This window comes from Pseudomonas khorasanensis, from assembly GCF_014268505.2.
Taxonomy (GTDB): Bacteria; Pseudomonadota; Gammaproteobacteria; order Pseudomonadales; family Pseudomonadaceae; genus Aquipseudomonas; species Aquipseudomonas khorasanensis.
Window position 1 is genome coordinate 166,929 of sequence record NZ_JABWQP020000009.1, and the last position, 24,369, is coordinate 191,297.

The window sequence follows — 24,369 nt, forward strand, 5'->3', positions numbered from 1 at the left end:
TTCTATCCGGATTCTACCCACGCTCCACGGTTGCCTAAATTGAAGTTCAACCGTTTCTGGGGGACGCATGCTGCAGAATATCAGGGACAATTCACAAGGCTGGATTGCCAAGACCATCATCGGGGTCATCGTTGCACTGATGGCTCTGACCGGTTTCGACGCCATTTTCCAGGCCACGACTCACAAGAATGAGGCGGCCAAGGTCAATGGTGAAGAAATCAGCCAGAACGAGCTGAGCCAGGCCGTTGACATGCAACGCCGTCAGCTGATGCAACAATTGGGCAAGGACTTCGATGCTTCCTTGCTCGATGAAAAAATGCTGCGCGAATCGGCGCTCAAGGGCCTGATCGATCGCAAGCTGTTGCTGCAAGGCGCCGAGCAGTCGAAATTCTCATTCTCGGAAGCCGCGCTGGATCAGGTGATCCTGCAGACGCCTGAATTCCAGGTGGACGGCAAGTTCAGCTCCGAGCGTTTCGACCAGGTAATCCGTCAACTGGGTTACAGCCGCATGCAGTTCCGCCAGATGCTGGCTCAGGAAATGCTGATCGGCCAACTGCGCGCCGGTGTGGCGGGCAGCGGTTTCGTCACCGACACAGAAGTGCTGGCATTCGCCCGTCTGGAAAAACAGACCCGCGACTTCGCCACCCTGAACGTCAAGGCCGATCCGGCTGCGGTCAAGCTGAGCGACGACGAGGTCAAGGCTTACTACGATGAACACGCCAAGGAGTTCATGACCCCGGACCAGGTGATCATTGATTACGTCGAGCTGAAAAAGTCTTCGTTCTTCGATCAGGTCGCGGTCAAGGATGAAGATCTGGAGGCGGCGTATCAGAAAGAGATTGCCAACCTGTCGGAACAGCGCCGTGCCGCGCACATTCTAATTGAGGTGAATGACAAGACCACCGAAGCGCAGGCCAAGGCGAAGATCGACGAAGTCCAGGCGCGTCTGGCCAAGGGCGAGAAATTCGAAGCGCTGGCGAAGGAGTTCTCGCAGGATCCGGGTTCGGCCAACAACGGCGGTGACCTCGGTTATGCCGGTCCTGGCGTGTATGACCCAGCCTTCGAGAAAGCGTTGTACGCCTTGTCGAAAGACCAGGTGTCCGAGCCGATTCGTACCGACTTCGGTTACCACTTGATCAAGCTGCTGGGCGTGGAAGCGCCTGAAGTGCCAACCCTGGCCAGCCTGAAGGACAAGTTGACCCGCGAGCTGAAAGCCGCCCAGGTCGAGCAGCGTTTCGTTGAAGCGACCAAGCAACTGGAAGACTCCGCGTTCGAAGCTTCTGACCTGGCTCAGCCAGCAGCGGATCTCAAACTGACCGTGCACACCTCCAAGCCTTTCGGTCGCGAGGGTGGTGAAGGTGTTGCGGCCAACCGTGCCGTGGTCACAGCTGCATTCAGTCCGGAAGTGATTGATGAGGGTGCCAATAGCACCGCCATCGAGCTGGACCCCGAGACCGTGATCGTGTTGCGTGCCAAAGAGCATCTGAAGCCTGCGCAATTGCCGCTGGAAAGCGTGAACGCTGCCATTCGCACTCAGCTGACCAAAGAGCACGCAAGTGCCGAGGCCAAGACCCGCGCCGAGAAGCTGATCGCTGACCTGCGTGACGGCAAGGCACCGCTGGACAAGGCAGTTGACGGACAGAGCTGGAAAACCACCGAAGCGGCCACCCGTGGTCAGGAAGGTGTTGAACCGGCCGTGCTGCAGGCGCTGTTCCGCATGCCGAAACCGGCTGCCAAGGACAAGCCGACGTTTGCAAGCGTCACGCTGCCGGACGGTAGTCTGATGATTGTGCGTCTGAACGGCGTCAATGAAGCGGCTGCGCCGACGGACGAGGAGAAGGCGCAATATCGTCGTTTCCTGGCTTCCCGTGAGGGGCAGCAGGATTTCGCGGCTTATCGCAAGCAGTTGGAAGCTCAGGCTGAGATCGAACGGTTTTGATCGCTGATTGAGTTTGTTGGAGAAGCCCCGGCCTGGTTGGTCGGGGCTTTTTCGTTTTTGGGCTTGGCGGCCTTAGGGCCGACCAGCATCGACTGCGCTGTGTCAGCGGCCTGTGGTGCGGATTTTGCCGGTGCGTCTGGTCAGTACGTCTATCGAAGCGGTGCAGCATGCGGTGCTGGCCGGGATGGGGGTCGCCTGTTTGCCGGACTTCATGGTTCAGGGCGCCGTCCGGCAAGGTCGCTTGCGCCGGATACTCGACGAGCATATGGAGCACGCCGGGCAGTTTTGGGTATTGTGGCCCTCCAGCCGACAGGCTACGGCTAAATTGCGCGCGCTGGTCGATCATTTGTCGTTGAGGCTTTTTCCTTCCGGACATGACCGGTAAAGTTGTAACTGATTCTTGACACTAATCCATGCGCCATGGGGCTGCGATCTGTTGCACAATACGCCCCGGACTGTTTTCCCTCAGGATGTTCAATGTTGATTTTCACCCCCATGCGTGTTGTCGGGCTGGCGCTGTTATTGACTGCGGTAGCCGGTTGTTCGAAGGACAAGCCGATCTATGAGCATGAGAACTTCGATGATTCGGGCACGTTTTCGCGCAATTATCCGGTAAGCGACACGGCCAGCTGCGAAGCGGCCCGCCGCGCGCTGCTCAGCCAGGGCTACATCATTACCAGCAGCGACCCGAAACTGGTCAGCGGTCACAAGAGTTTCCAGCAGACCGGCGAGACGCACCTCGAGATCAGCTTCAACGTGGTCTGCGCCGAAGACGGCAGTGCCGGGCATCACGCGACGGTGTTCGCCAACGCCCTGCAGGACCGTTATGCGTTGAAGAAGACCAACAACTCGGCCAGCCTCGGGGTTGGCGTGTTGGGTTCGGTGTCGATGCCGATCGGCTCTTCTGACGATTCGATGGTCAAGGTCGCCAGCGAGACGGTGATCGCGCAGAAGTTCTACGAGCGTTTCTTCACCCTGGTCGAGCAGTTCCTGCCAGCCGATGCGAAGAAGGCTGCGCATATCGAAGAAAAACCGAAAACCGATCTCGGGGTGCCCGAGCCGAAAGCGGCGCCAGCGGTTGTGCCCGCACCGCTGGCACCAGCACCTGCGGCGGAACCGGCTGCAACGCCTGCGCCGGCGGCGGAGCCTGCACCGGCCCCTGCCGAAGCTGCGCCGGTGAGCTCGGAGCCGGTGGTGCCGCCGCCAGAGTCGGCGCCGATCACGCCTGCGCCAGCGCCGGTTGAAGAACCTGCTCCGGCCAGCGAAATCATCACACCGCCGACCAATCCGGATATTCCACCACCGTCCGAGCCGATTCCGGCGATGCCTGCGTCGGGCCAATAAAGACTTCAGCGAAACCCAGTGGGAGCGAGCCTGCGCGCGAAAGCGGTATATCAGTCGACAGTTGTGTCGACTGAGACGCCGTCTTCGCGAGCAGGCTCGCTCCCACTGTGGTTTCTGAGCTGGGTAAAGATCTGGTTACATTCCCCCCGAGCCTGTCGCCGCGATAAATCCCAAACCATCTGCTACGTTTTATCCATGAAGGCCGCGTTTCACTTTTCCTTCACACGGGCACTTTATGCTCGGGGCACAGGTCGATTGATCAGGCCGTTTTCATAGCGAGTAGTGGGGGATTAATACGATGGATGAGTATCAGGAAGAACTGCTCGAATACCAGGCCTACGAACTGGACCAGCCAGAACCGGCGGACGACGCAACCGAGCTGTGAGCTTCAAGCGTTTGGCTGTGCTTTGCGTTCGCTTGCCGGTTACGCTCCGGAGCGATAACCGCGACGAAATTCACCCGGCGTCTGGCTGCTCCAGCGTTTGAATGCGCGCTGGAAGGCTTCGGCTGAGGCAAAGCCCAGCAGATAGGCGATTTCACCGAACGCCAGTTCGGTGTCGCGGATGTAGGTCATCGCCAGGTCACGGCGGGTGTCATTGAGGATCGCGCGAAACTGGGTGCCTTCCTCGGCGAGTTTGCGCCGCAAGGTCCAGGTCGGCAGTTTCAAGCGTGCCGCGACTTCTTCAAGGTCAGGCTCCCGGCCGCCATTGAGCAAGGGCCCCAGCAGTTGGGTGATGCGTTCGCGCAGGCTGCGGGTGCGGGTTAGCTGCTCCAGCTCCTTTTCACACAGTTGGAGCAGGTGCCGCCAGGTGCTGGGGCAATGCTCGCGATTGCGCAGGGCCAGGCTGCTCTGGCTCAGGCGCAGTTGATTGCGTTCGGCGCCGAACTGGATCGGGCAGTCGCCAAGCACCGTGTAAGCCTCCCGATATTGCGGCGCGTCGAACTCGATTTCGATCCGTTCGGCGCGTAGCACTTCGCTGCACACACTCGACAACTGGTGTAGCCAACCGGCGAGAATCGAATCGACTACAAAGCGGTTATAGGCGTTGTACGGGCTGATCGAATAGAAGCGCAGCCAGGCACCGTTGGCGTCCTCATTGAAACTGGATTGACCGCGATAGTTGGAACCGTAAAGCGGCTCAAAGCGGGTCAGACAACGCGCTGCCTCACGAACCGTGGGCGCTTGGGCGGCGGTGATGCCCGCCAGACCAGCCTGATTGAGGCGGATCAGACGCCCCATACGCAGGCCCAGGGCGGGGTCCCCGGTCACCTGAATGGCCGCATGCCCAAGGCGCATGTAACGCGGGATAGACAAGCGAGCGCCGGCTTCGGCCAGCCGGGCGGCATCGAGGCCATATTGCTCCAATAACGGCAGCGGATCGACATCGTGGCTGCGCACTGCATCGGCAAGGCTGTGAACGAAACCTACCGACAGGTCCCCGAGGCGCATCGGCTGCGGCTTCATGGTTTACAGCCAGACGTTCAGCAAGCGCGCACCACGGGCCTCGCCATCGGCGAACTGCTGGCCGTTGCTGCTGAGGAAGCTTCTTCCGGTACTTGGTTTATCCCAGAACTGCCCGCGCATGAACACGCTGACGCCGGCAATGGCGTGGTTGCTCGGCGGTTGCGCGGTCAGGGTCAGTCGATGCCAGGCCTGCCCTTCGCTGAGGTCGCCGGGCTTGAGGCTGATGGACCCCGGCGTGCTTGAACCCTTGTAGCCTCGCCACGGCTTGTCCCATGCGCCTTGTCCAATCACTTGCGCCGGCACGGCCACCAGTTGCGCCCCTTGCTCATCGAGCGTGCGGTAATTGACCGGATACCAGCTATCGCTGCCGATCAGGACGCCGAGGCGCCCGGCGGGCGTGTCGACGACGTGGATAGCGTGCTTGTCTTCGGCCTGGATCACATCGCGCTGGTCGAAAATCGGATGCATCTGCCGTTGTGGCTGACCCAGTGGCAAGCCATCGCGGCCGAACACCACGCTGCTGTTGAACAGCGCGCCGCTGCCGGGTTTGAGCTGACCGTCGCGAATGCTCGGCTCCGGCAGCACAATGGAACCGGCTACCAGGGTCACCTGGAATTCTTTGGCCAGGCCGCCGAACAGCGCTTGATAATCCCGGGCCATGGTTTTGGACTTCATGCGCAGATGCGCGTCGTCCAGTCGCCGCTCGCCTTTGGCGCTGACCCAGGCTCGGGCGAACAGCAATGGATTGCTGGCCGCCAGCCAGTTCATTGCTTCAGCCAGGGTTGGTGCCTGATACAGCTCATCTTTCTCGCCGCTGATCATCAGCCAGGTGCCAATGTGCTCCGGCAGCACCACCACGGTTTTTTCGTTGAGCAAGCCCTGGTCCCGGGCATGCTGAAGGTAGGCCGCGAGCTTGCGGTGCAGGCGCGCCGGGCTTTGATAATCGGTCGGGAACAGTTCGGGCTGGATGCCCAGCAGGTTGCCTCGGTCGGCGGGCGTGCCGTGATCGACGGCGAGTTTGATGCGCAGGTCCGACAGGTAGTGCCCCGCAGGTCGGTCTGCCGCCCACATGGCGTGGGTGGTCAGGGCGGCAACGAGGGCCATGGAGAAAAACAGATACAGAAGTTTGCGCATGAAAACCAACAACAGCCGGGTACAGGGTGTGGCGACTAGGGTAGGGCCCATGGCCCGGGTTGCCAAGGGGCGTTGCGCATTTGGATCAATAAGTTGTCAGTTACGGTCATTGAGTGACAGCGAAGCGACTCTTAGTCTGTCGAACATGACCAATGGGGGACGCAGAGCTCCCGCAATTTTCCGTGATCGCTCGTTGTGGAGTTACCGATGACCGCCGCTCATTACCCGCACCTGTTGGCCCCGCTGGACCTGGGATTCACCACGCTGCGCAACCGCACCCTGATGGGCTCGATGCACACGGGCCTGGAAGAAAAGCCCGGCGGTTTCGAGCGCATGGCGGCGTACTTTGCCGAACGTGCCCGTGGTGGTGTCGGCCTGATGGTCACCGGCGGGATCGGCCCGAACGATGAGGGCGGCGTGTATTCCGGCGCGGCCAAGCTGACCACCGAAGAAGAAGCGCTCAAGCACCGCATCGTCACCCGTGCGGTGCATGAGGCGGGCGGCAAGATCTGCATGCAGATCCTTCACGCCGGCCGTTATGCCTACAGCCCGAAGCAAGTCGCGCCGAGTGCCATCCAGGCGCCGATCAATCCGTTCAAACCCAAAGAACTGGACGAAGAAGGCATCGAGAAGCAGATCAGCGATTTTGTCACCTGCTCGGTGCTGGCGCAGTCCGCCGAATACGACGGTGTCGAGATCATGGGCTCGGAAGGTTATTTCATTAACCAGTTCCTGGCGGCGCACACTAACCACCGTACCGACCGCTGGGGCGGCAGCTACGAAAATCGCATGCGCCTGCCGGTGGAAATCGTTCGCCGCGTGCGCGAAGCCGTCGGGCCGAACTTCATCATCATCTTCCGCCTGTCGATGCTCGATCTGGTCGAAGGGGGCAGCACCTGGGATGAAATCGTCACCCTGGCCAAAGCCATCGAGCAGGCAGGCGCGACGCTGATCAACACCGGTATCGGCTGGCATGAAGCGCGGATCCCGACCATCGCCACCAAGGTTCCGCGTGCGGCGTTCAGCAAGGTCACGGCCAAGTTGCGTGGCTCGGTCAGCATTCCGCTGATCACCACCAACCGCATCAATACCCCGGAAATCGCCGAGCAGATCCTTGCCGAAGGCGATGCTGACATGGTCTCGATGGCGCGGCCGTTTCTCGCCGACGCGGATTTTGTAAACAAGGCGGCCGAAGGCCGCGCCGACGAAATCAACACGTGCATCGGCTGCAACCAGGCGTGCCTGGACCATACCTTTGGCGGAAAGCTCACCAGTTGCCTGGTCAATCCTCGCGCCTGCCACGAGACCGAACTCAACTACCTGCCGGTGCAGCAGATCAAGAAAATCGCCGTGGTCGGTGCCGGTCCTGCGGGTTTGTCTGCCGCAACCGTAGCCGCCGAGCGAGGTCATCAAGTGACCCTGTTCGATTCGGCGAGCGAGATCGGTGGGCAGTTCAACATCGCCAAGCGCGTGCCGGGCAAAGAAGAGTTTTTCGAAACGCTGCGTTACTTCAAACGCAAGCTGCAGACCACGAACGTCGAGGTGTGCCTGAACACCCGCGTCGACGTGGCGAAGCTGGTTGCGGGCGGCTTCGACGAAATTATCCTCGCCACCGGCATTGCACCGCGCATGCCGGCGATTTCGGGCGTTGATAATGCCAAAGTGCTGAGTTATCTGGATGTAATCCTCGAACGCAAACCGGTCGGCAAGCGCGTCGCGGTGATCGGTGCTGGCGGGATTGGTTTTGACGTGTCGGAATTCCTCGTTCATCAAGGCGTAGCCACCAGTCTGGACCGCGCGGCGTTCTGGAAAGAGTGGGGCATCGACACGCAACTTGAAGCGCGAGGTGGCGTGGCCGGCATCAAGGCGGCGCCGCATGCACCGGCCCGCGAGGTGTTTCTGTTGCAACGCAAGAAAACCAAGGTCGGCGACGGCCTGGGCAAGACCACTGGCTGGATTCATCGCACCGGTTTGAAAAACAAGCAGGTGCAGATGCTCAACAGCGTGGAATACCTGAGCATCGACGACGAAGGTTTGCACATCCGTATTGGTGAAACCGGCGAACCGCAACTGCTGGCAGTGGATAACATCGTCATCTGCGCGGGGCAGGATCCGTTGCGTGAGTTGCACGATGGCCTGGTTGAGGCCGGCCAGAATGTGCACTTGATCGGCGGCGCGGATGTCGCGGCGGAGCTGGACGCCAAGCGGGCGATCAATCAGGGCTCGCGCCTGGCGGCTGAACTGTAAACACAGTCTGTAGGCTGCCGCAGGCTGCGATCTTTGATCTTGGGTTCGGTACAAGATCAAAAGATCGCAGCCTGCGGCAGCTCCCACTAGTATGTGATCTTTTCCAGATTATGCAGTGCTCATGCTTTTGCCTTCCCCCAACTGGCTAACCCAGGCTCCCCTTGAACGCCTTCATCTGGAATGGCTGACAACCGCCGGCATCGAAGTCGCTGTTCTGCGCCTCGACCTGATCGACTCGCTGGTCAGCGGGAACAAGTGGTTCAAACTCGCCGAACACCTCAACGCCGCTGAGCGTTCCGGCGCCAACGGCATCATCAGCCTCGGCGGCGCGCACTCCAATCATTTGCACGCGCTGGCGGCGGCGGGCAAGCGACTGGGCTTCAAAACCGTGGGGCTGCTGCGCGGGCATCCGCAGGACACGCCGACGGTGCAGGATCTGCAGGCATTCGGCATGCAATTGCATTGGCTGGGTTACGGCGGTTACCGCGCGCGGCATGAGCCGGGGTTCTGGGCGCCGTGGCAGGCGCGTTACCCGAACCTGCACACGGTGCCCGAGGGCGGTGGCGGATTGGCGGGCGCGCTGGGGTGCGCAGCGATCAGGCAGCAGGTCGATGCGCAATTGGCGAATCTGGGCTGGGAGGATTTCACTGCCTGGTGGCTGGCCTGCGGCACCGGCACGACACTGGCCGGTCTGGCGCTTGCCGAGAAGGGCATGCACGCGCTGTATGGTGCGCTGGCAGTGCCGGACGATCACGGCGTAGCGCCAAACATCGAGTCGATCCTCAACCAGGCCGCCCAACCTGTGGCGGACTATCATCTGATTGACGCCAGCCGTGGCGGCTTCGCCAGGGTTGACCCGACGTTGCTGGCCTTCATTGAGGAGACCGAACAGGCCTGCGGCATCCCTTTGGAACCGGTGTACACCGGCAAGGCACTGCTGGCGCTCAAGCAATATGTCGAGTCGGGCAGATTCGCCGTCGGCACCCGTTTGATCTTCATCCACACGGGCGGCCTGCAAGGGCGACGCGGGTTTATTGTGACGCCGTGAGGTTCAACCGCATTTGGGCATCATCCGCAGCAGGGTGTTATTGCGCACCACGTAATGGTGATAAAGCCCCTGGAGCGCGAGATGTTGTTTGCAACGACGGAGGTGGTCCAGGTTCGGTTTTATTTTGGTTATTTTTTTTGAAGTTGTGCAGTAAGTTTTTCGCTTGGTGTAACTTTGTGTTGTTTATATCTTGTGTTTGCTTTTTGTTTGATTAGTTTGTTTGGAGTATTTAAAGTCTGGTCGGGTCTTTAGTTGGTCTAAAGATATAAAGATCTAAAGTCTTTTTAATATAAGCATAAAAGGAAGTATGAATATGAAGAGTCCGATCCGGAAGCCGCCTCGTCCCACAACCACGCCGCCAAAGCCTGTGGTCCCGACCAAACCGGTGACACCGACCAAGCCAGTAGCGCCAACCAAACCGGTGACACCGACCAAGCCCGTAGTGCCAACCAAACCGGTTGTTCCTACCAAGCCGGTAACACCAACCAAGCCAGTGGCCCCGACCAAGCCAGTAGCCCCTACCAAACCAGTGGTGCCGACCACACCGGTCGGCACCAAGCGACCGCCTATGCCATGGCCGATCATCAACATTGCTGTTGATCCGCTGGCCTTGATAGCGCTGATCCAGACGATCGGCGCGACAGTGAATGGCGATGGTTCCACCACACTGCCTGACGGTAGCGTGGTTGGCGTCGATAACACTTCGATCAAGCGCCCCGACGGCATCATTCAACATCAGGATGGCAGGGTAGAGTATCCGGACGGGCGGATCATCTGGCCCGATAATACTGTTGAATACCCGGATGGCCGTATTGTTTGGGAAGATGGAACTGAAAAGTTGCCCGATGGAAGTATCAAATACCCCGATGGCCTTGCATACGATGCGCAGGGCAACCTGATTTCGGAGTGAATAGTTGCCGAGCGTTGTCCTGGTTTTTAAATAGATAACAAACACCGCTGATTATTTATGATCAGCGGTGTTTTCGTTTTCAGTCTCAAGCGCTTTGTGGCATCTCGCCGTTGGCAAGGCGCTTGTTAATGTCGGCGATCACTTGTGGCAGATCGCTGATGGTGTCGATCATGTAATGCGGGCGTGACCCTGCGAACAGTGTGTGGATGCGCTTGCGTTCTGTGGCCAGTTCGTCGCTGCCCAGCGCCCGGAAGCCTTCGTAATCGAGGCCCAGCGCGTTACCCGAACAGATCAGCGCGACCGTCCACATCCCGGCACGGCGGCCTTCGAGGATGCCCGGTACGGTGTCGTCGATCTTCACGCATGCCGCGACATCATCGATGCCCAGTGCAATGACATTGGCCAGCGCCTGCGCCGGCCATGGGCGACCGTTCGGCACTTCGTCGGTGGCGACCACGTGATCGGCGACGTAGCCATTGGTGGCAGCCAGTTCGACGACTTTGTCCATTACCGGTTTCGGATAGCCTGAGCAGGAGCCGATCTTGATCCCTTGCTGGCGTAGTTGGGCAATGGTCTCCAGCGCACCGGGAATCAATGCCGAGTGCTCGGCGATCTTCTCGATTTGCAGTGGCATGAAGCGGTTGTAGATCGCGGTGACGTCATCGTCGGTCGGCGTGCGGCCGAACACTTTGCGATAACGCTCCGCAACCTGCGGCTGGTCGCACAACGTGCGAATGTGGTCCCACTTGCCCATGCCCATCGGCCCACGGGCTTCTTCGATGGACACTTGCACGTCAAACTCGGCGAAGGCTTCGACGAAAATCTGGGTGGGCGCGAACGAACCGAAATCGACCACGGTGCCGGCCCAGTCAAGGATGGCGGCTTGTAGCTTGCCTGGATGGGTGTAGTTCATGATCAGCAAAATCCTGTGTTGGTGATGCAATTCAAAATGTGGGGGCGAGCCTGCTCGCTACCACGGGATCTGGGTTGGGATTAGATTTCCAGCACTTCCATCTCGCGCAGCACTTCACCCACCGCTGCCACGGCCTGGCGCATTTCGTCCGGGGTGACGTGGCCGATGCAGCCAACGCGGAAGGTTTCGACCTGAGTCAGTTTGCCGGGATAGAGGATGTAGCCACGGGCTTTGACCCGCTCATAGAAGTCCTTGAACTGATAACGCGGATCCTGCGGCGCATGGAACGTCGCGATGATCGGCGCTTGAATCGCCGTCGGCAGGAAACTGCGCAACCCCAGTTTGGCCATTTCTTCCATCAGTGCCTCACAGTTGGCGGCGTAGCGCGCATGCCTCGCTGGCAGGCCACCTTCTTCGCTGTATTGCAGCAGCGCTTCGTGCAGCGCCGCGACCACGTGGGTCGGCGGGGTGAAGCGCCACTGCCCGGTTTTCATCATGTAGGCGTGCTGGTCGAACAGGTCCATCGCCAGTGACTGCGAATTGCCGGCGGCGGCGGCCAGCGATTCTTTGCGGGCAAAGACGAACCCCATCCCGGGCACGCCCTCAAGGCATTTGCCGGACGCGGCGATCAGTGCATCGAACGGCACTTTTTGCGCATCCACCGGCAGTGCGCCAAAGGAACTCATGGCGTCGACGATCAGGCGCTTGCCGTGTTCCGCGACCACCTGGGCGATCTGCGCCAGCGGGTTGAGAATGCCGGTGCTGGTTTCACAGTGGATCAGCGCAACGTGAGTAATGTCGCGGTCGGCGCGCAGCAGACGGTCAACGTCGGCGGCGGTGGTCGGTTCGTCTTCAGCGGTTTCGAACGTGCTGAACGAGCGGCCCAGCACCTCGCAGATTTTTGCCAGACGCTTGCCGTACGCACCGTTGATCAGCACCAGCACTTTGCCGTCGCGCGGCACCAGCGTGCCGATGGCAGCCTCGACAGCGAAAGTGCCGCTGCCCTGTAACGGCACGCAGTCGTGGCTGGCGGCGCCGTTGAGGATTGCCAGCAATTGCTCGCAAACGCTGGCGGTCAGCTGATTGAAGCGGTCATCCCACGAGCCCCAGTCGACCATCATTGCCTGACGGGTGCGGGCTGAAGTGGTCAACGGGCCGGGAGTGAGCAAAATCGGTGCGGCGGTACTCATTCGTGTGTCCTCGCGATAACGCTGTGGAATGAAGCTACGGGACATACGTTGCAATTTGCGGATTCATCAATCAAATTGTTTGTTGTTATGCCAGCCATCAGCGAGGGTTATTCATGAACCTGTTTCAGCTGCGCGCCTTCGATGCCGTGGCGCGAGAAGGCAGCTTTACGCGCGCCGCTGCGCGTTTGTTTATCAGCCAGCCTGCGGTCACCGGGCACATCAAGGCGCTGGAGGAGCACTATCAAATCACCCTGCTGCGGCGCACTGCGCGCCGGGTGGAACTGACCGAGGAGGGCACCAAACTGGCGGCGATCACCCGGGCGATATTCGGTCTGGCCGAAGAAGCCCAGACGCTTCTTGAGGCTAACCGGCAGTTATTGACCGGGCGGCTGGAGGTGGCGGCAGACGGCCCGCACATGGTCATGCCAATGCTGGCGAGTCTGCGCGCGCGCTATCCGGGGATCACCGTGAACCTGCGTCTGGGCAATGCCCAGGAAACGCTGGCGGCGCTGTTGTCGGAGCACGCGGACGTGGCGGTGTTGACTGAAGTCGAACCGCGCAAGGGCCTGCACCTGCAAGCGCTGAGCGAGTCGCGGATCTGCGCGCTGGTGCCGGCAGCGCACCCATGGGCAACGCGTTCGGGCGAGGTAAAACTTCAAGAACTCGACCAGGTGATCATGGTCCTGCGTGAGCCGAGTTCGATCACCCGACGCACGTTTGACGAGGCCTGTGCACAGGCGTTGAGTCAGCCTCGGGTGTTGCTGGAGCTGGACAGCCGGGAAGCGGTGACCGAAGCCGTCGCCGCCGAGCTGGGCGTCGGCGTGGTGTCGTCGGTGGAAGTCAGCCATGACCCGCGCGTGGTGGCGATCCCGATTGCGGGAGAAGGGCTGGTGAACCGGCACATGATCGGTTGCATGGAGCGGCGGCGCGAGTTGCGCCTGATTCAGGCGTTCTTTGATCTGGCGCCTGCTTGAAATCCGGCGGATCGTTCGGTCACCGACTTGCCTTTTTTTGGGCAGATAAGTCGAGCGGGCGACTAATGCCCGGCGCGATTGATCAGCCAGTCGAGCAACAGGTTGTCGCGCGCTGGCTCTGGGTTACGGGCAGGCTGCTGGTGCGAGTGATCGAGGCACAGTATCGGTCGGTCCGGATCGCTGTCGAGGAAACTGACCCACACTTCACTGCCCGCACGCGGCAACGTGTCGGCGGCGATGGGACCGTTGAGTCGGCTCATGGCGATTGGCAGCCACAGGGCGTCGCAATCGCTGCCTTGCTGATTTCCTGTGGGCCAGAGGATCACCGCGAGGCGGCCGCTTTCATCCACTTGCGCTGATTCTCCGTGCGCGCCCGCGACCCGCGCCAGGTGATAACCGGCAACATCCGGGCGCGGTTGTTTAAGCGGCGGGCGAAAGTCGCTTGACCAAGGGTGTGCGGTGAAGTCGTTGTCATAGCGATGAACGGTTGCAGCGGGGTCAAGGATCGAAGGGTGCTGCCCTTGATGGCGCACTGCGCTGATCAGCCATTGTTCGTTGAAGTGATGGATCGGGTGGCCTGCCACCAGCAGCAACCGTCCGCTGAGCAAATCGCTGCAATCACTGCGGCCGTGAATGGAGCGCAGTTGGCAGCGTTGTCGCTGCAGATGGCGACGGCTGCGTTGCTCGGCGTGCAGACGTTCCTGCGACTGCGCTGGCATTTTCAACTCTGTCGAGACTTCGTTGGCGGCTTCGTCGTCAAGGGCCTGCTGACCACGGTTGCGTATTGCATGCAGCACTGGCGCCGGCGCTGCGCGATGCTGTTGATAAAGAACGCTGACGCAGGGTGATGGCGGTTGCTCGTCGGCGCTGAACGGAATTTCCATCGGTACTTGCGGCAAGCTCAGGCTGTCGTCGGCGAATACCACGACATGTCCGTCAGGGCCGTGTTCGAAGTGGTAGTGGATGCCTTCTTCTTCGCAGAGCCGCTGCACCAGCGCCAGATCGCTTTCTTCGTATTGAATGCAAAACGCTCGCGCCGGGTAGTGGCCCACGGTCATTTCGATACGGTAGCTGCCCACTGGCAGGCCGTTTTCTTCCAGCAATTGTTGAATGAGCTGGGGCGCACTCAAATGGGTAAACACGCGCCGTTTAGAGGCTTGCGCCAGTTGTTGCAGATGCGGCACCAGCACCACGCGATAGCCGATCCGATGCGTGCCGCGATGCTCGCAACTGGCGCTAGAGATAATGCCGTGGAAACCGTGCTGTTCACCAAGACGCAGGAAGGCCGGCCTGTGCAGCAAAGAGCCCGGGGCGATGGCCGGGGCCAGGCCCATCATTTCGATGTCAAAACGGTAGGGCTGGTTAAGCGCTTCCTCGCCGCGAAAACGCACCACCGGCAGGCGCAAGCCGCTGTCGGTCAGCGTAAGGGTGTACGGACTTTCCTTGTCATTGAGCATTCGAGCGGGCCCTGTCAGGCGATACGGGGTTTCAAGGGTACGAAACCAATGGGTTGAATGGTCCTGCCAAAGGTGCTTTTCAGAATCCCCCTACACGCTTTGATGAAGATGTCGATTCCGACGAGATTTTTTTTGGTCGATTGCCGACTTTAGGCCGTATAAACTTGCCGCCACGCGTCGGCCAATAGATGTCTCGGCGCCACAGATCAAGAGAGTGAGTAATGGGCGCACAGTGGAAGGTTAAACACAAAGAAGCGGCAGCGAACGCCAAAGGGAAGATCTTCGGCAAACTGGTGAAGGAAATCACCATTGCTGCGCGCAACGGTGCCGATACCGCCACCAACGCACACCTGCGTCTGGTGGTCGAACAGGCGAAGAAAGCCTCGATGCCGAAGGAAACCCTCGATCGCGCGATCAAGAAAGGCGCCGGTCTGCTGGGCGAAACCGTGCAGTACCATCGCGTGACCTACGAAGGTTTTGCCCCGCATCAGGTGCCGCTGATCGTTGAATGCGTCACCGACAACATCAACCGCACCGTCGCCGAAATCCGCGTGGCGTTCCGCAAGGGCCAGTTGGGTGCATCCGGTTCGGTCGCCTGGGATTTCAACCACGTCGGCATGATCGAAGCCTCGCCGGACAGCCCGGACGCCGATCCGGAGATGGCCGCAATCGAGGCCGGTGCTCAGGATTTCGAGCCGGGTGAAGAGGGCGCGACCCTGTTCCTGACCGATCCGACCGACCTCGACGCCGTGCAGAAAGCCTTGCCAGGGCAAGGCTTCACCGTGCTCTCGGCCAAGCTCGGCTACCAGCCGAAGAACCCGGTCAGCGGCCTGAGCGACGAGCAGATGGCGGAAGTCGAAGCGTTCCTCGAAGGCCTCGACAACCATGATGACGTGCAGGATATGTTTGTGGGTCTGGCTGGCTGATCTGTTGCTGTAATGACCTGTGGCGAGGGAGCTTGCTCCCGTTCGGCTGCGCAGCAGTCGTCGCTTTTTCGGGACGGCTTCGCCATCCAGCGGGAGCAAGCTCCCTCGCCACAGTCTTCGTCTCCGTCAGTTATCTTGCAGAAGCTCTATCACTTCGCTAAACCCCGGTCGCCCCAGCACATCCGCCTGACAGCAACGCCGCTCCAGTTCCTCCAGGGCCAAGCGCCGTTCAACACTCAGCCCTGAGTCGATACGCGCCAGCAATTCCCCCAGCAATACACCGAACGCGCGCACTTCGAGGCGTTGCAATGCCCGGGTTTCCAGGCTGTCAGTGGTGGCGTGAAACGACGCCGCGCCGAAATCCCCCAGCAGACAATCGCCCAGATCGTTCAGCAGAATATTGTGGCCATAGAGGTCGCCGTGAGTAATGCCTTGTCGATGCAGATGTTCCGCCGCCGAGGCGATGCCCTTGGCAATGCGCAGGGCAACCTGCGCCGAGAAACGGCAATCCTCGGCATAAACGTCCCGCGAGCACGACGCCAGGCTCGGCAATCCGGCGAGGTTGCGAAAGCTCGGGTCAATCAGCTGCATGACCAACCCATGTTGCTGATCAGGATGGTCGTTGATGCGGCCTTCGACGCGGATCAGGTTCGGGTGCAAACCGGCGGTGATGCAGGCGTTCATCTCGTGCAGCGGCGAGCCGTCGCTGGTCATTTCACCTTTGTACAGCTTCACCGCGACTGCTTGCGTCGCGCCATCGTCACGCTGCCAGACGGCCCTGGAAATCACCCCGGACGCGCCTTCGCCCAGCTGTTGTTCGAGGCGCAGCGCTGACCAGTCAATCAAAGGGGTGGCCTCGAGGGCGGCGGCATCGGCTTCGGTTTCCAGCGGATTACCGGCGTAGGCCAGCCACGTCAGACTCGGCAGCGTCACCAGCCACTGCGGCAGTTCGGTCAGTTGGTTGGCGGCGATGCGGATCAACTCAAGCTGATGGCAATGGCGCAGGGATTGTGGCAGCGACCGCAGGCGATTGCCGGCGAGCATCAGTTTTTGCAGCGCCGGGCGCTCACCCAGTTCGCTCGGCAGGCTTTCAATGCGATTGTCGGTGAGGATCAACCAGCGCAGCTGTGGCGGGAGCGCAGCACCGGGTACGTCGACGATGCGGTTGGCTTTGAAGCCGACCATCGTCAGTGCCGCGCACTGGCCGAGGCAGGCCGGCAGTTCGGCGAACTGGTTGTCGGAGCAGAACAGCACGCGCAGTCGGGTCAGGCGATGCAGGTCATCCGGCAGGCTGCTCAACGCGTTGCCGCTGAGGTTGAGCACTTCCAGCGTTTGAGCGAGGTCGAAAATCTCGACCGGGAATTCGGTCAGCCCGCAAGACAGGTCCAGCCGGGTAATGCCTGACAGCTCGCCGGCGCGCAATTGAGCAAGGGTGTGCATGTGTGTTTTTCGCTATTGATCAGTGGGGCGGCGCGAGCGCGCTGGGAATGGGTGACATGATAGCGGTAAAGCAATATCTGGTTTATCTGGTATTGAAGTTGGCCCGGGACCTGTGGGAGCGAGCCTGCTCGCGAAAGCGGTGTATCAGTTACATGAATTCTGACTGACATACCGCTTCGCGAGCAGGCTCGCTCCCACAGGGTTCGCTTCCACAAGGTGCGGCATGTCAGGAGGGAGCGTGGATTTCCTGCAATTGACCCAGACGGCTGCGTGTACGCGCCAGGTCGACGGCGTTGCCTTCCAGGCTCTGGCCCGGCGGCAACCGGCCAAGCAGGGTCAGGTGCTTGTCCTGATCGTAGAGCACGTCGATCAGGTTGATGAAGCGCTGTTGCACAGCGATCGGGCACTCACCCACCTGCGGCAGACCGTCGATGATCCATTGGTCGAAACGCTCGCAGAGCTGCAGATAATCGATGACCGCTGTCGGCTGTTCACACAGATCGTTGAAGGTAAAACCGACTCGCCGGCCCTCGCACAACCGCGCCTGAAGCTGACGGTTTCCAACCGCCAAGGCCAGGGCTGGCGCATCGGGTGGCGGCAGGTTCAAGGCCTTGCGCTGAGCAGGTGTGGCCGGCCAGACGTAGTGCCCTTGAGTGAACACTTGATGCGCATGCTGGCGGTTGAGCGTGCGGTAATCGTGGGCGCCACCGACTTCCATCACCTGCATGCGCGTATTGATCAGCTCGATCACTGGTTTGAACCGCGCGTGATACAGCGGATTGGGCAACAGGCCTTCAGGCGCGTAGTTGGACGTCACCAGCAGCATGATGCGGCGTTTGAACAGGGCCTTGAACAGGCGCGTGATCAGCATCGCATCGCCGATGTCATGCACATGAAACTCGTCGAAACACAGCACCTGACAGTCCAGTAGCAACTCGTCGAGAGTGATTTCGAGCGCGTCTTCCTGCTGACGATGGCGGAACATCCCTTCGTGCAATTGGGCAAAGAACTGATGGAAATGCAGGCGACGTTTGCGGGTTATCGGCAGTGCCTGAAAGAACCCGTCGAGCAACCAGCTCTTGCCGCGCCCGACTGCGCCGTAAAGATACAGGCTTGGCGGTGTGTGTTTGCTGTCGCCGAGCAGGACACTGGCTTGCTGTGCCATGCAATCGATCACTTGCTGCTGGCTGCGGCTGAGGGTGTAGCCCTGACGGTGCGCCTTGTCACGGAAGTAATCGCGGATCGTCACGCCAGCAATATCGTGCCCGGCGCTGGCGGGAAAACCCTTGCCGAACAGGCGGCGCAACACCGCCCAGCGGTGGCTCAGTCGTGATTGTTTCGGCGGTCGGGCGGGCACGCGGGACAGGCTCCTGGTTGGTTGGGCCGGCTCCACCGGGAGCGCGGTGCTCAAGTTTAGCCAGACCTCGGGAGTAGGCTCCATGAAATATGCACTGTTGCAAATGTAGGAGCTGACGAGTGCAAGGGACCGTATTTCAGAACGGTTGCGATTGCTTGAGCAATTGCGCCGCCGGCGAGTCCGTCGGGCTGACCATCGCATAGTTGTAGCCGGGCCCTGACCAGTAGTCAGCCTGCAGATCTCCATCGCTGCGCGAACCACGCGGCAACAAAGTGTTTTTCGGCCCCGGCGGTCGCACGTAAAAACTCACCTTGTGGCCGTTGCCATCTTCATACACCACCATGGCTGCCGGCCCCTCATCGGTGCTGAGCAAGCGCCCGCTGACCGGCTCGAACCCGGCGGCCTTCAGGTCCGGCAAGCGCCCGGCCCGGGTGAAGTAACGGTCGAGCCAACGCTGCATGTCGCCGTCACTGTTGACCTTGTAATCCGCCGGCAGCAGGCCCTGCTGGGCAATCAGGCGATAGGCTTGCAAGGCATCCGTCATCGGCAGTTGGGAAGGGCGCGCCCAGGTCAGTTCCCGCGCCTGCCAACCGCTGAACCCGCCGATGCTGACAGCGATCAGCAACACCGCCGCGCTGGCCAGGTGCCGACGCGACTGGCGCTGACGGCGCTGACGAATCAGCGTCGGATCAAGCGCCGGGTTGGCCGGTTGCTGCAAGGCTCCACTGAGGGCCGCGCGCAGTTGTTGGGCATCGCGTTGCCAGGCACGAATCTGCGCGGCTTCATCGGGGTGGCTGGCCAGCCAGCTTTCAAGTACACGCCGGTCGGCGTCGCTGAGCTGGTGGTCGACGTAGGCGTGCAAGTCACGCTCGCTGGGAGGCAGGCTGATCATTTGAGTATCCGCAAGGAAGGGCTGCTGATTTCGCCGTCGCTGAGTTGGCGCAAGGCCTGGCGGGCGCGGGACAGGCGCGACATCACGGTGCCGATCGGAGCGCCAAGGATCTCGGCGACCTCTTTATAGGACAGGCCTTCCACCGAGACCATCAACAGCAGGGCGCGCTGTTCGGTGGGCAAACGTTCGAAGGCTTGCAGCGTCGACTGTGCGATCACGGTGCGTTCCACCGACGGTTCGGCGTCGTCGCGCCCGGTGAAAAATTCAAGCATCCGCGCATAGCGCCGAGACCGGCGGTGCGCATCGAGAAACTGCCGATAGAGGATCGCAAACAGCCAGGCGCGCAAATCGCCCTCGGCGCGTTTTTCGCCCCACGCCGCTAGCGCCCGTTCGAGGCTGGCCTGCACCAGGTCGTCAGCGCTGCTGCTGTTGCGCGTCAACGACACGGCAAAGCGGCGCAACCTGGGAATGATTTCTCTCAACGGTTCGTCGAATTCGCTCATGAAATTCTACTAGTCACTACGCTGTGGACTAGGAAGACGTCCGTCAGGTGAGGTTATTCCACGTTCGCAAAAATAAACACCGCACCGTGGAATAAACCCTCACGGGCTGCGTCTTGCTGATTCTTTCCCCTTGTGGCCGATGGCCTGGAGATTTTCATGGTTGATCGCTCGTCCCCCCACGCAGCACCGCCCGACAGGCCGCCGCGCCAGCCACTCAGCGCCGCGAGCCTGGTTTTACGTCTGAGCGCCATTGCCGTGATCGTCGCCGCTGTGGCGGGGGCATTTGCCTACGTCCACGGCAACCTCGACCCACAACGGCTGACGCCAAAAGCGCTGGTCGATGTGCTGGAAAAGAACAACGGCGTGCACCCAGGGTTTCGCCGCAACCACGCCAAGGGCGTCTGCGTGATCGGTCATTTCGAAAGCAGTGGCGAGGCGCGGGCGTATTCCACAGCGCAAGTGTTCAACCAACCGCAGACGCCGGTGGTGGGGCGCTTCGCCTTGCCGGCGGGCAGTCCTTATGCGCCGGACAGCGCCGTGCCGATCCGCAGCCTGGCGCTGCGCTTCACCCAGGCTGACGGCCAGCAATGGCGCACCGGCATGAACAGCATGCCGGTGTTTCCGGTGGGCACGCCTGAAGCGTTCTACCAACTGCAGCAGGCGCAGTCACCGGACCCGGCCACGGGCAAACCCGACCCGAGCAAGGTGCCGGCATTCTTTGCCGCGCACCCGGAAGCCGTGCCGTTTTTGACTTGGGTGAAGACCGCCAAACCTTCGGCCAGCTACGCGACTGAAACCTACAACAGCGTCAATGCGTTCTACCTGGTGGACGCCAGCGGCAAGAAACAGGCGGTGCGCTGGAGCATGACGCCATTGGCTCAGGATGCTGCGAGTGCCACGGCGCCTGAAGGGGCTGACTTTCTGGAAAAGGACCTGGTACAACGCCTGGCCAACGCGCCATTGCGCTTCCAGTTGAACATCACCCTGGCCAACGCCGACGATCCGGTAAACGATGCCAGCAAATCGTGGCCCGCCGGGCGCAAAGTGCTGAACGCGGGCACGCTGGTGCTGGAGAAAACTCAGCCGCAACTGAGTGGCGACTGCCGCGACATCAACTACGATCCGCTGGTGCTGCCGGCCGGCATTCAAGGCTCGGATGATCCGTTGCTCGCCGCGCGTTCCGCCGGTTATGCCAATTCCTACCTGCGTCGCACCAGCGAAGTCAGCCAGTTGCCCGCCGCCAAACAGGAGGCTCGTCCATGAGCGCTCAACCGACTCATTTCGCCTTGCTGGCGCGCCTGCTGCACTGGCTGATGGCGTTGATGATCATCGCCATGCTGTTTATCGGTGCGGGGATGGTCACCTCGGTGTCGTCCCGCCATGAATGGCTGATTCACCTGCACAAGCCGCTGGGTATCGCGATTCTGGCGCTGGTGGTCCTGCGCCTGCTGGTGCGCTTCACGACTCGGCAACCGCCGTTGCCGGATGATCTGCCGGGTTGGCAGGCGCTGGCGGCCAAGGCTTCCCACGTCTTGCTGTATGCGTTGATGCTGGTGTTGCCGCTGCTCGGCTGGGCCATGATCAGCGCGTCGGGTGAGCCGGTGATGCTGTCGGCTTCGCTGCAGCTGCCGTCGGTTGTGCCGGCCGATGCGCAACTGTTCGCGCTACTGCGCAAGGCTCATGGGTACCTGGCGTATTTGCTGTTTCTGACGGTGTTGCTGCACCTGGCGGCTGCGCTGTTTCATGGCTGGGTGCGTCGTGACGAGGTGCTCGACAGTATGTTGCGCGGTCGCGGTCGCGGCTAATCGCCCAACGCAAAAGATCGCAGACGGGGCTGCGATCTTTTGGCGGTAGCGGGTAAGCGAATCAGCGCAGGGTATCGACCATGTCGGCGAAGGTCGTCAGCACATCTTTGCCCAATTGCTTCGAGCGTTTGCCCGACCAGCCGGTGAGCTTGTCCGGATGGTCGTCGTGGTCCTTGAAGGGCATTTCCAGCGTCAGCGAGAGGCAGTCGTATTTCTGACCAACGCTGTTGCAGGCCAGCGTCATGTTGGCCTGACCCGGTTCGTCGCGGGTGTAGCCGTACTTCGTCTGGAAGTCTTTGGTGGTGTGCTTCAAGTGACTGCGGAAATGCTCTTCGAGCTTTTCGATGCGTGGCGTATAGCCTGGGTTGCCTTCACAGCCAGCGGTGAACACGTGGGGGATTTCCTCGTCGCCGTGTACGTCGAGAAACGCATCGACGCCATACTTTTCCATCTGCTGCTGTACGAAAAGCACCTCGGGGCTGACTTCCTGGCTGGCGTTCTGCCAGGCGCGGTTCAAATCCTGGCCCATGGCATTGGTGCGCAGGTGACCGTGGAAGGCGCCGTCCGGGTTCATGTTTGGCACCAGGTAGAGGTCGGCGCTGGCCAGGAGCTTGTTCAGTACCGGATCGTCCTGTCGTTCCAGACGTTCGATCACGCCTTCCATGAACCACTCGGCCATGTGCTCACCGGGATGCTGCTGGGCGATGATCCAGATTTTGCGTCGGCCTTCGGCGCCGCTGCCTTTGCGCAGCAATTGAATATCGCGGCCTTCGACGCTCTTGCCGGTCGCAAGCAACTCGGTGCCGGCCTTGCTCAGTGCTTGTTCAATCAACCAGTCGTGACGGCCACGGCTGTAAGGCTCGAAGTAGGCGAACCAGGCGTGGGTGTGTTCGGCTTCGAGGCAGAAGCGCAGGCTGTCGCCCTCAAAACTGGTCGGAATGCGGAACCAGTTGACGTGGTCGTAGGAGGCGACTGCCTGATAGCCGGTCCAGGCTTTGTTGTAGGAAGACTGGCTGGCGTTGACCAGGCGAAACCAGTGTTCCTGATGAACATGCAGGCCGCTGGCCTTGAAGTGAAACCACTGAAAGTGCGCGCTGCGGGTATCCGGGCGAATGGCCAGAACGGGATTGAGCGGATTGCTGATGTCGACGACATGGATGTTGCCGCTGTCGAAGTTGGCGCTGATGTCGAACGAAGATTTGGCCACGGTCATAATCACTTCCTGAACATGTTTTTATGGCCGGTACTTTACACGCAGGCGGAGGTGAAACCGAGGGGAATTGCGAGGTGTTGGCGAGGGGGCGTCCTCCGTGACGCGACTGCAGCTTAGAGAGTATGCGATTGATTCTCAAGTGCTGATTGCGGTTAGTTTGCCTCAATCTGACCGGGCCCTGCTTGCCAATCGATAGGCTTTTGATATTATCCGCGCCATCGAATGTGCGGCACCCAAAGACTTCATTAGCCTGAAGACACAAGCCCGAAAAACGGGCAAAAAAAGACCCGGCAAAAAGCCGGGTCAAAAACCGTGATTAGCCTGATGAGGAGATAGTCCAGAAGACCGACCTAAGGTCTCTGGTCCATCGACTGATCTTGCGACCAGCTGCATGCAATAATAATCATTATCATTTGCAAGTCAAATCTTTTTATCTGCGCGATGGGAAAATTCTTTCCTGTCCATGCGTACCTTGCCCGCTGTGACTTCATCGTTGTCGATCGAATGGTCGACCATCGCGCGCGCCATATCCACCATGTGAACGACTGAAAACGCCAGGTCTCGACTGGCGCCCTGCAGGTTTTCTGCGGCCTTGAACGCCGTCGCGGCGGCGCATCGCAACAAATCCGACGCATGCACCAAGGCTTCCTCGCCGCTGAGGTGGCCTTTGACGTTGAAAAAGCGCTCATCGACCTCGGGTTCTGACACAGCCGGTTTCAAGTAATAGTCCAACGCACGCTGCGCAGCGGCGTTGCCCTGAGGCGAGGTGAAGCTGGTGTCGATTTGCAGATCGGGCAGGTCTTTGCTGCTGATGTTCATGATGACAGGGCACTCCGTGTTCAATTGAAAGTCCGTGCCTCTAGCATAGTACCCTCTGTATTTGTGACTGGACTTTAAATACTACAATATGTGTTTTGTTGGCCGAAGGCGTCCGCGTAAGGTGCGGCACATGGATAAATGGATTGAGTTGGTCAAGGCCAAGATGAGTGAACTCAAAGTCACTCAAACAGAGCTCGGAGAGCGCGTCGGCATGTCCCAGGGCGGGATCGGTCATTGGCTGAACAAACGTCGCGAACCCGGTGTTACCGAAATGAACCGCGTGCTCGAAGCGCTGGGGATGGACTTCCTTGAAGTCGTTCTGGTGATCCGCGAACCGCAGCCCACGACGGATGACGAGATGCCGTTGGCGCAGAAGTACAACCCGTACTTCCGTTACCCGGTCTGCGATTGGCGTACGCCTTGCGAGGTGCGCGACGATGCGGCGAGCTATGCCGGCGTATCGACGAAACAGCGCTTTGAGCTGACGGATTACCACGCTCGTGGTGCGGCGTTCTGGCTAACGGTGACGGGAGATTCAATGACCGCGCCCAGCGGCCAGAGCATCGCTGAAGGCATGTTGATTCTGGTGGATCCGGAGGTGGAGGCGATGCCCGGCAAACTGGTGATTGCACAGTGGCCGGACAGCGAAGAAGCGATTTTTCGCAAACTCGACGAGCAGGGCGGCCAGCGTTACCTGGTGCCGCTCAATCCGACCTGGCCCAAAGCCTTGTTAACCGATGAATGCCGGATCATCGGCGTGGTGGTTCAGGCGACGGCGCGGTTCTGATCGGAT

22 protein-coding genes and 1 pseudogene are annotated in these 24,369 nt (G+C 60.4%); 11 read left to right on the forward strand and 12 right to left on the reverse strand.

The window, feature by feature from the left end:
* The first annotated feature begins 67 nt into the window (after positions 1-67).
* From HU727_RS18785 to HU727_RS18795, 3 genes are all read left to right on the forward strand, one after another.
* Positions 68-1,939, forward strand: a complete 1,872-nt coding sequence (locus HU727_RS18785; protein WP_186534245.1) for a SurA N-terminal domain-containing protein — start codon at positions 68-70, stop codon at positions 1,937-1,939.
* Positions 1,940-2,036: 97 nt separating this feature from the next.
* A complete protein-coding gene (locus HU727_RS18790) occupies positions 2,037-2,324 on the forward strand; it encodes a LysR substrate-binding domain-containing protein (protein ID WP_186534248.1) in 288 nt (95 codons plus the stop codon).
* Positions 2,325-2,416: 92 nt separating this feature from the next.
* Entirely contained in the window at positions 2,417-3,283 is an 867-nt protein-coding gene (locus HU727_RS18795; RefSeq protein WP_186534244.1) for a DUF2242 domain-containing protein, read from the forward strand.
* A 424-nt stretch (positions 3,284-3,707) separates the two neighbouring features.
* On the opposite strand, the gene HU727_RS18800 is transcribed toward HU727_RS18795, so the two are convergent.
* Both HU727_RS18800 and HU727_RS18805 read right to left on the reverse strand, forming a co-directional pair.
* Positions 3,708-4,748 carry an AraC family transcriptional regulator gene (locus tag HU727_RS18800; RefSeq protein WP_186534243.1) on the reverse strand — a complete coding sequence of 347 codons (1,041 nt, stop codon included), beginning with the start codon at positions 4,746-4,748 and terminating at the stop codon, positions 3,708-3,710.
* A 3-nt stretch (positions 4,749-4,751) separates the two neighbouring features.
* Positions 4,752-5,882 (reverse strand): carbon-nitrogen hydrolase family protein, encoded by a 1,131-nt coding sequence (locus tag HU727_RS18805; RefSeq protein WP_186534242.1) that lies wholly within the window; start codon positions 5,880-5,882, stop codon positions 4,752-4,754.
* Between the two features lie 207 nt (positions 5,883-6,089).
* Here HU727_RS18805 and HU727_RS18810 point away from each other — a divergent pair, with 207 nt between their 5' ends.
* Both HU727_RS18810 and HU727_RS18815 read left to right on the forward strand, forming a co-directional pair.
* The gene (locus tag HU727_RS18810) at positions 6,090-8,129 is read left to right on the forward strand and encodes an NADPH-dependent 2,4-dienoyl-CoA reductase (protein ID WP_186534241.1); all 2,040 of its coding nucleotides are present in this window, start codon (positions 6,090-6,092) and stop codon (positions 8,127-8,129) included.
* A gap of 121 nt (positions 8,130-8,250) precedes the next feature.
* Positions 8,251-9,177, forward strand: a complete 927-nt coding sequence (locus HU727_RS18815; RefSeq protein WP_186534240.1) for a 1-aminocyclopropane-1-carboxylate deaminase/D-cysteine desulfhydrase — start codon at positions 8,251-8,253, stop codon at positions 9,175-9,177.
* A gap of 3 nt (positions 9,178-9,180) precedes the next feature.
* Here HU727_RS18815 and HU727_RS18820 read toward each other — a convergent pair.
* Positions 9,181-9,255, reverse strand: a pseudogene (locus HU727_RS18820) (cytochrome B); the annotation flags it as partial.
* Between the two features lie 235 nt (positions 9,256-9,490).
* Here HU727_RS18820 and HU727_RS18825 point away from each other — a divergent pair.
* On the forward strand, positions 9,491-10,087 hold the full coding sequence (locus tag HU727_RS18825) for a hypothetical protein (RefSeq protein WP_217847136.1): 597 nt from the start codon (positions 9,491-9,493) through the stop codon (positions 10,085-10,087).
* Between the two features lie 85 nt (positions 10,088-10,172).
* On the opposite strand, the gene phnX is transcribed toward HU727_RS18825, so the two are convergent.
* Positions 10,173-11,000, reverse strand: a complete 828-nt coding sequence (phnX, locus tag HU727_RS18830; protein ID WP_186534237.1) for a phosphonoacetaldehyde hydrolase — start codon at positions 10,998-11,000, stop codon at positions 10,173-10,175.
* A gap of 80 nt (positions 11,001-11,080) precedes the next feature.
* Positions 11,081-12,190, reverse strand: coding sequence for a 2-aminoethylphosphonate--pyruvate transaminase (locus tag HU727_RS18835; protein WP_186534236.1), 1,110 nt, complete (start codon positions 12,188-12,190; stop codon positions 11,081-11,083).
* Positions 12,191-12,303: 113 nt separating this feature from the next.
* Between HU727_RS18835 and HU727_RS18840 the strand changes: the two genes are divergently transcribed.
* A complete protein-coding gene (locus HU727_RS18840) occupies positions 12,304-13,164 on the forward strand; it encodes a LysR substrate-binding domain-containing protein (RefSeq protein ID WP_186534235.1) in 861 nt (286 codons plus the stop codon).
* A gap of 62 nt (positions 13,165-13,226) precedes the next feature.
* Here the strand turns inward: HU727_RS18840 and HU727_RS18845 are convergent, their stop codons facing one another.
* A complete protein-coding gene (locus HU727_RS18845; protein WP_186534234.1) occupies positions 13,227-14,621 on the reverse strand; it encodes a type VI secretion system Vgr family protein in 1,395 nt (464 codons plus the stop codon).
* 221 nt (positions 14,622-14,842) lie between these two features.
* On the opposite strand from HU727_RS18845, the gene HU727_RS18850 reads away from it, so the two are divergent.
* Positions 14,843-15,547: a YebC/PmpR family DNA-binding transcriptional regulator gene (locus HU727_RS18850; RefSeq protein ID WP_186534233.1), complete on the forward strand. Its 705-nt coding sequence runs from the start codon at positions 14,843-14,845 to the stop codon at positions 15,545-15,547.
* Between the two features lie 126 nt (positions 15,548-15,673).
* Here the strand turns inward: HU727_RS18850 and HU727_RS18855 are convergent, their stop codons facing one another.
* From HU727_RS18855 to HU727_RS18870, 4 genes are all read right to left on the reverse strand, one after another.
* Positions 15,674-16,987: a leucine-rich repeat-containing protein kinase family protein gene (locus tag HU727_RS18855; RefSeq protein WP_186534232.1), complete on the reverse strand. Its 1,314-nt coding sequence runs from the start codon at positions 16,985-16,987 to the stop codon at positions 15,674-15,676.
* 226 nt (positions 16,988-17,213) lie between these two features.
* Positions 17,214-18,344 carry a cell division protein ZapE gene (zapE, locus tag HU727_RS18860; RefSeq protein WP_186534231.1) on the reverse strand — a complete coding sequence of 377 codons (1,131 nt, stop codon included), beginning with the start codon at positions 18,342-18,344 and terminating at the stop codon, positions 17,214-17,216.
* A gap of 136 nt (positions 18,345-18,480) precedes the next feature.
* Positions 18,481-19,236 (reverse strand): anti-sigma factor family protein, encoded by a 756-nt coding sequence (locus HU727_RS18865; RefSeq protein WP_186534230.1) that lies wholly within the window; start codon positions 19,234-19,236, stop codon positions 18,481-18,483.
* Positions 19,233-19,739, reverse strand: a complete 507-nt coding sequence (locus tag HU727_RS18870; RefSeq protein ID WP_186534229.1) for a sigma-70 family RNA polymerase sigma factor — start codon at positions 19,737-19,739, stop codon at positions 19,233-19,235. The genes HU727_RS18865 and HU727_RS18870 overlap by 4 nt, the downstream gene beginning before the upstream one ends.
* Positions 19,740-19,895: 156 nt before the next feature.
* Between HU727_RS18870 and HU727_RS18875 the strand changes: the two genes are divergently transcribed.
* Entirely contained in the window at positions 19,896-21,002 is a 1,107-nt protein-coding gene (locus HU727_RS18875) for a catalase family peroxidase (RefSeq protein ID WP_186534228.1), read from the forward strand.
* On the forward strand, positions 20,999-21,544 hold the full coding sequence (locus HU727_RS18880; protein ID WP_186534227.1) for a cytochrome b: 546 nt from the start codon (positions 20,999-21,001) through the stop codon (positions 21,542-21,544). Before HU727_RS18875 ends, HU727_RS18880 begins: the two co-directional genes overlap by 4 nt.
* 61 nt (positions 21,545-21,605) lie before the next feature.
* On the opposite strand, the gene HU727_RS18885 is transcribed toward HU727_RS18880, so the two are convergent.
* Together HU727_RS18885 and HU727_RS18890 are read right to left on the reverse strand one after the other, a co-directional pair.
* Positions 21,606-22,757: a M14 family metallopeptidase gene (locus tag HU727_RS18885; protein WP_186534226.1), complete on the reverse strand. Its 1,152-nt coding sequence runs from the start codon at positions 22,755-22,757 to the stop codon at positions 21,606-21,608.
* A gap of 420 nt (positions 22,758-23,177) precedes the next feature.
* On the reverse strand, positions 23,178-23,576 hold the full coding sequence (locus HU727_RS18890; RefSeq protein WP_186534225.1) for a DUF6124 family protein: 399 nt from the start codon (positions 23,574-23,576) through the stop codon (positions 23,178-23,180).
* Positions 23,577-23,706: 130 nt separating this feature from the next.
* Between HU727_RS18890 and HU727_RS18895 the strand changes: the two genes are divergently transcribed.
* A complete protein-coding gene (locus HU727_RS18895; RefSeq protein ID WP_186534224.1) occupies positions 23,707-24,363 on the forward strand; it encodes a LexA family protein in 657 nt (218 codons plus the stop codon).
* Positions 24,364-24,369: the final 6 nt, after the last annotated feature.

Coding starts and splice junctions, on each gene's coding strand:
- HU727_RS18785 (WP_186534245.1), top strand. CDS start 68: ATGCTGCAGAATATCAGGGACAATTCACAAGGCTGGATTGCCAAGACC.
- HU727_RS18795 (WP_186534244.1), top strand. CDS start 2,417: ATGTTGATTTTCACCCCCATGCGTGTTGTCGGGCTGGCGCTGTTATTG.
- HU727_RS18800 (WP_186534243.1), bottom strand. CDS start 4,748: ATGAAGCCGCAGCCGATGCGCCTCGGGGACCTGTCGGTAGGTTTCGTT.
- HU727_RS18805 (WP_186534242.1), bottom strand. CDS start 5,882: ATGCGCAAACTTCTGTATCTGTTTTTCTCCATGGCCCTCGTTGCCGCC.
- HU727_RS18810 (WP_186534241.1), top strand. CDS start 6,090: ATGACCGCCGCTCATTACCCGCACCTGTTGGCCCCGCTGGACCTGGGA.
- HU727_RS18815 (WP_186534240.1), top strand. CDS start 8,251: ATGCTTTTGCCTTCCCCCAACTGGCTAACCCAGGCTCCCCTTGAACGC.
- HU727_RS18825 (WP_217847136.1), top strand. CDS start 9,491: ATGAAGAGTCCGATCCGGAAGCCGCCTCGTCCCACAACCACGCCGCCA.
- phnX (WP_186534237.1), bottom strand. CDS start 11,000: ATGAACTACACCCATCCAGGCAAGCTACAAGCCGCCATCCTTGACTGG.
- HU727_RS18835 (WP_186534236.1), bottom strand. CDS start 12,190: ATGAGTACCGCCGCACCGATTTTGCTCACTCCCGGCCCGTTGACCACT.
- HU727_RS18840 (WP_186534235.1), top strand. CDS start 12,304: ATGAACCTGTTTCAGCTGCGCGCCTTCGATGCCGTGGCGCGAGAAGGC.
- HU727_RS18845 (WP_186534234.1), bottom strand. CDS start 14,621: ATGCTCAATGACAAGGAAAGTCCGTACACCCTTACGCTGACCGACAGC.
- HU727_RS18850 (WP_186534233.1), top strand. CDS start 14,843: ATGGGCGCACAGTGGAAGGTTAAACACAAAGAAGCGGCAGCGAACGCC.
- HU727_RS18855 (WP_186534232.1), bottom strand. CDS start 16,987: ATGCACACCCTTGCTCAATTGCGCGCCGGCGAGCTGTCAGGCATTACC.
- HU727_RS18865 (WP_186534230.1), bottom strand. CDS start 19,236: ATGATCAGCCTGCCTCCCAGCGAGCGTGACTTGCACGCCTACGTCGAC.
- HU727_RS18870 (WP_186534229.1), bottom strand. CDS start 19,739: ATGAGCGAATTCGACGAACCGTTGAGAGAAATCATTCCCAGGTTGCGC.
- HU727_RS18875 (WP_186534228.1), top strand. CDS start 19,896: ATGGTTGATCGCTCGTCCCCCCACGCAGCACCGCCCGACAGGCCGCCG.
- HU727_RS18880 (WP_186534227.1), top strand. CDS start 20,999: ATGAGCGCTCAACCGACTCATTTCGCCTTGCTGGCGCGCCTGCTGCAC.
- HU727_RS18885 (WP_186534226.1), bottom strand. CDS start 22,757: ATGACCGTGGCCAAATCTTCGTTCGACATCAGCGCCAACTTCGACAGC.
- HU727_RS18890 (WP_186534225.1), bottom strand. CDS start 23,576: ATGAACATCAGCAGCAAAGACCTGCCCGATCTGCAAATCGACACCAGC.
- HU727_RS18895 (WP_186534224.1), top strand. CDS start 23,707: ATGGATAAATGGATTGAGTTGGTCAAGGCCAAGATGAGTGAACTCAAA.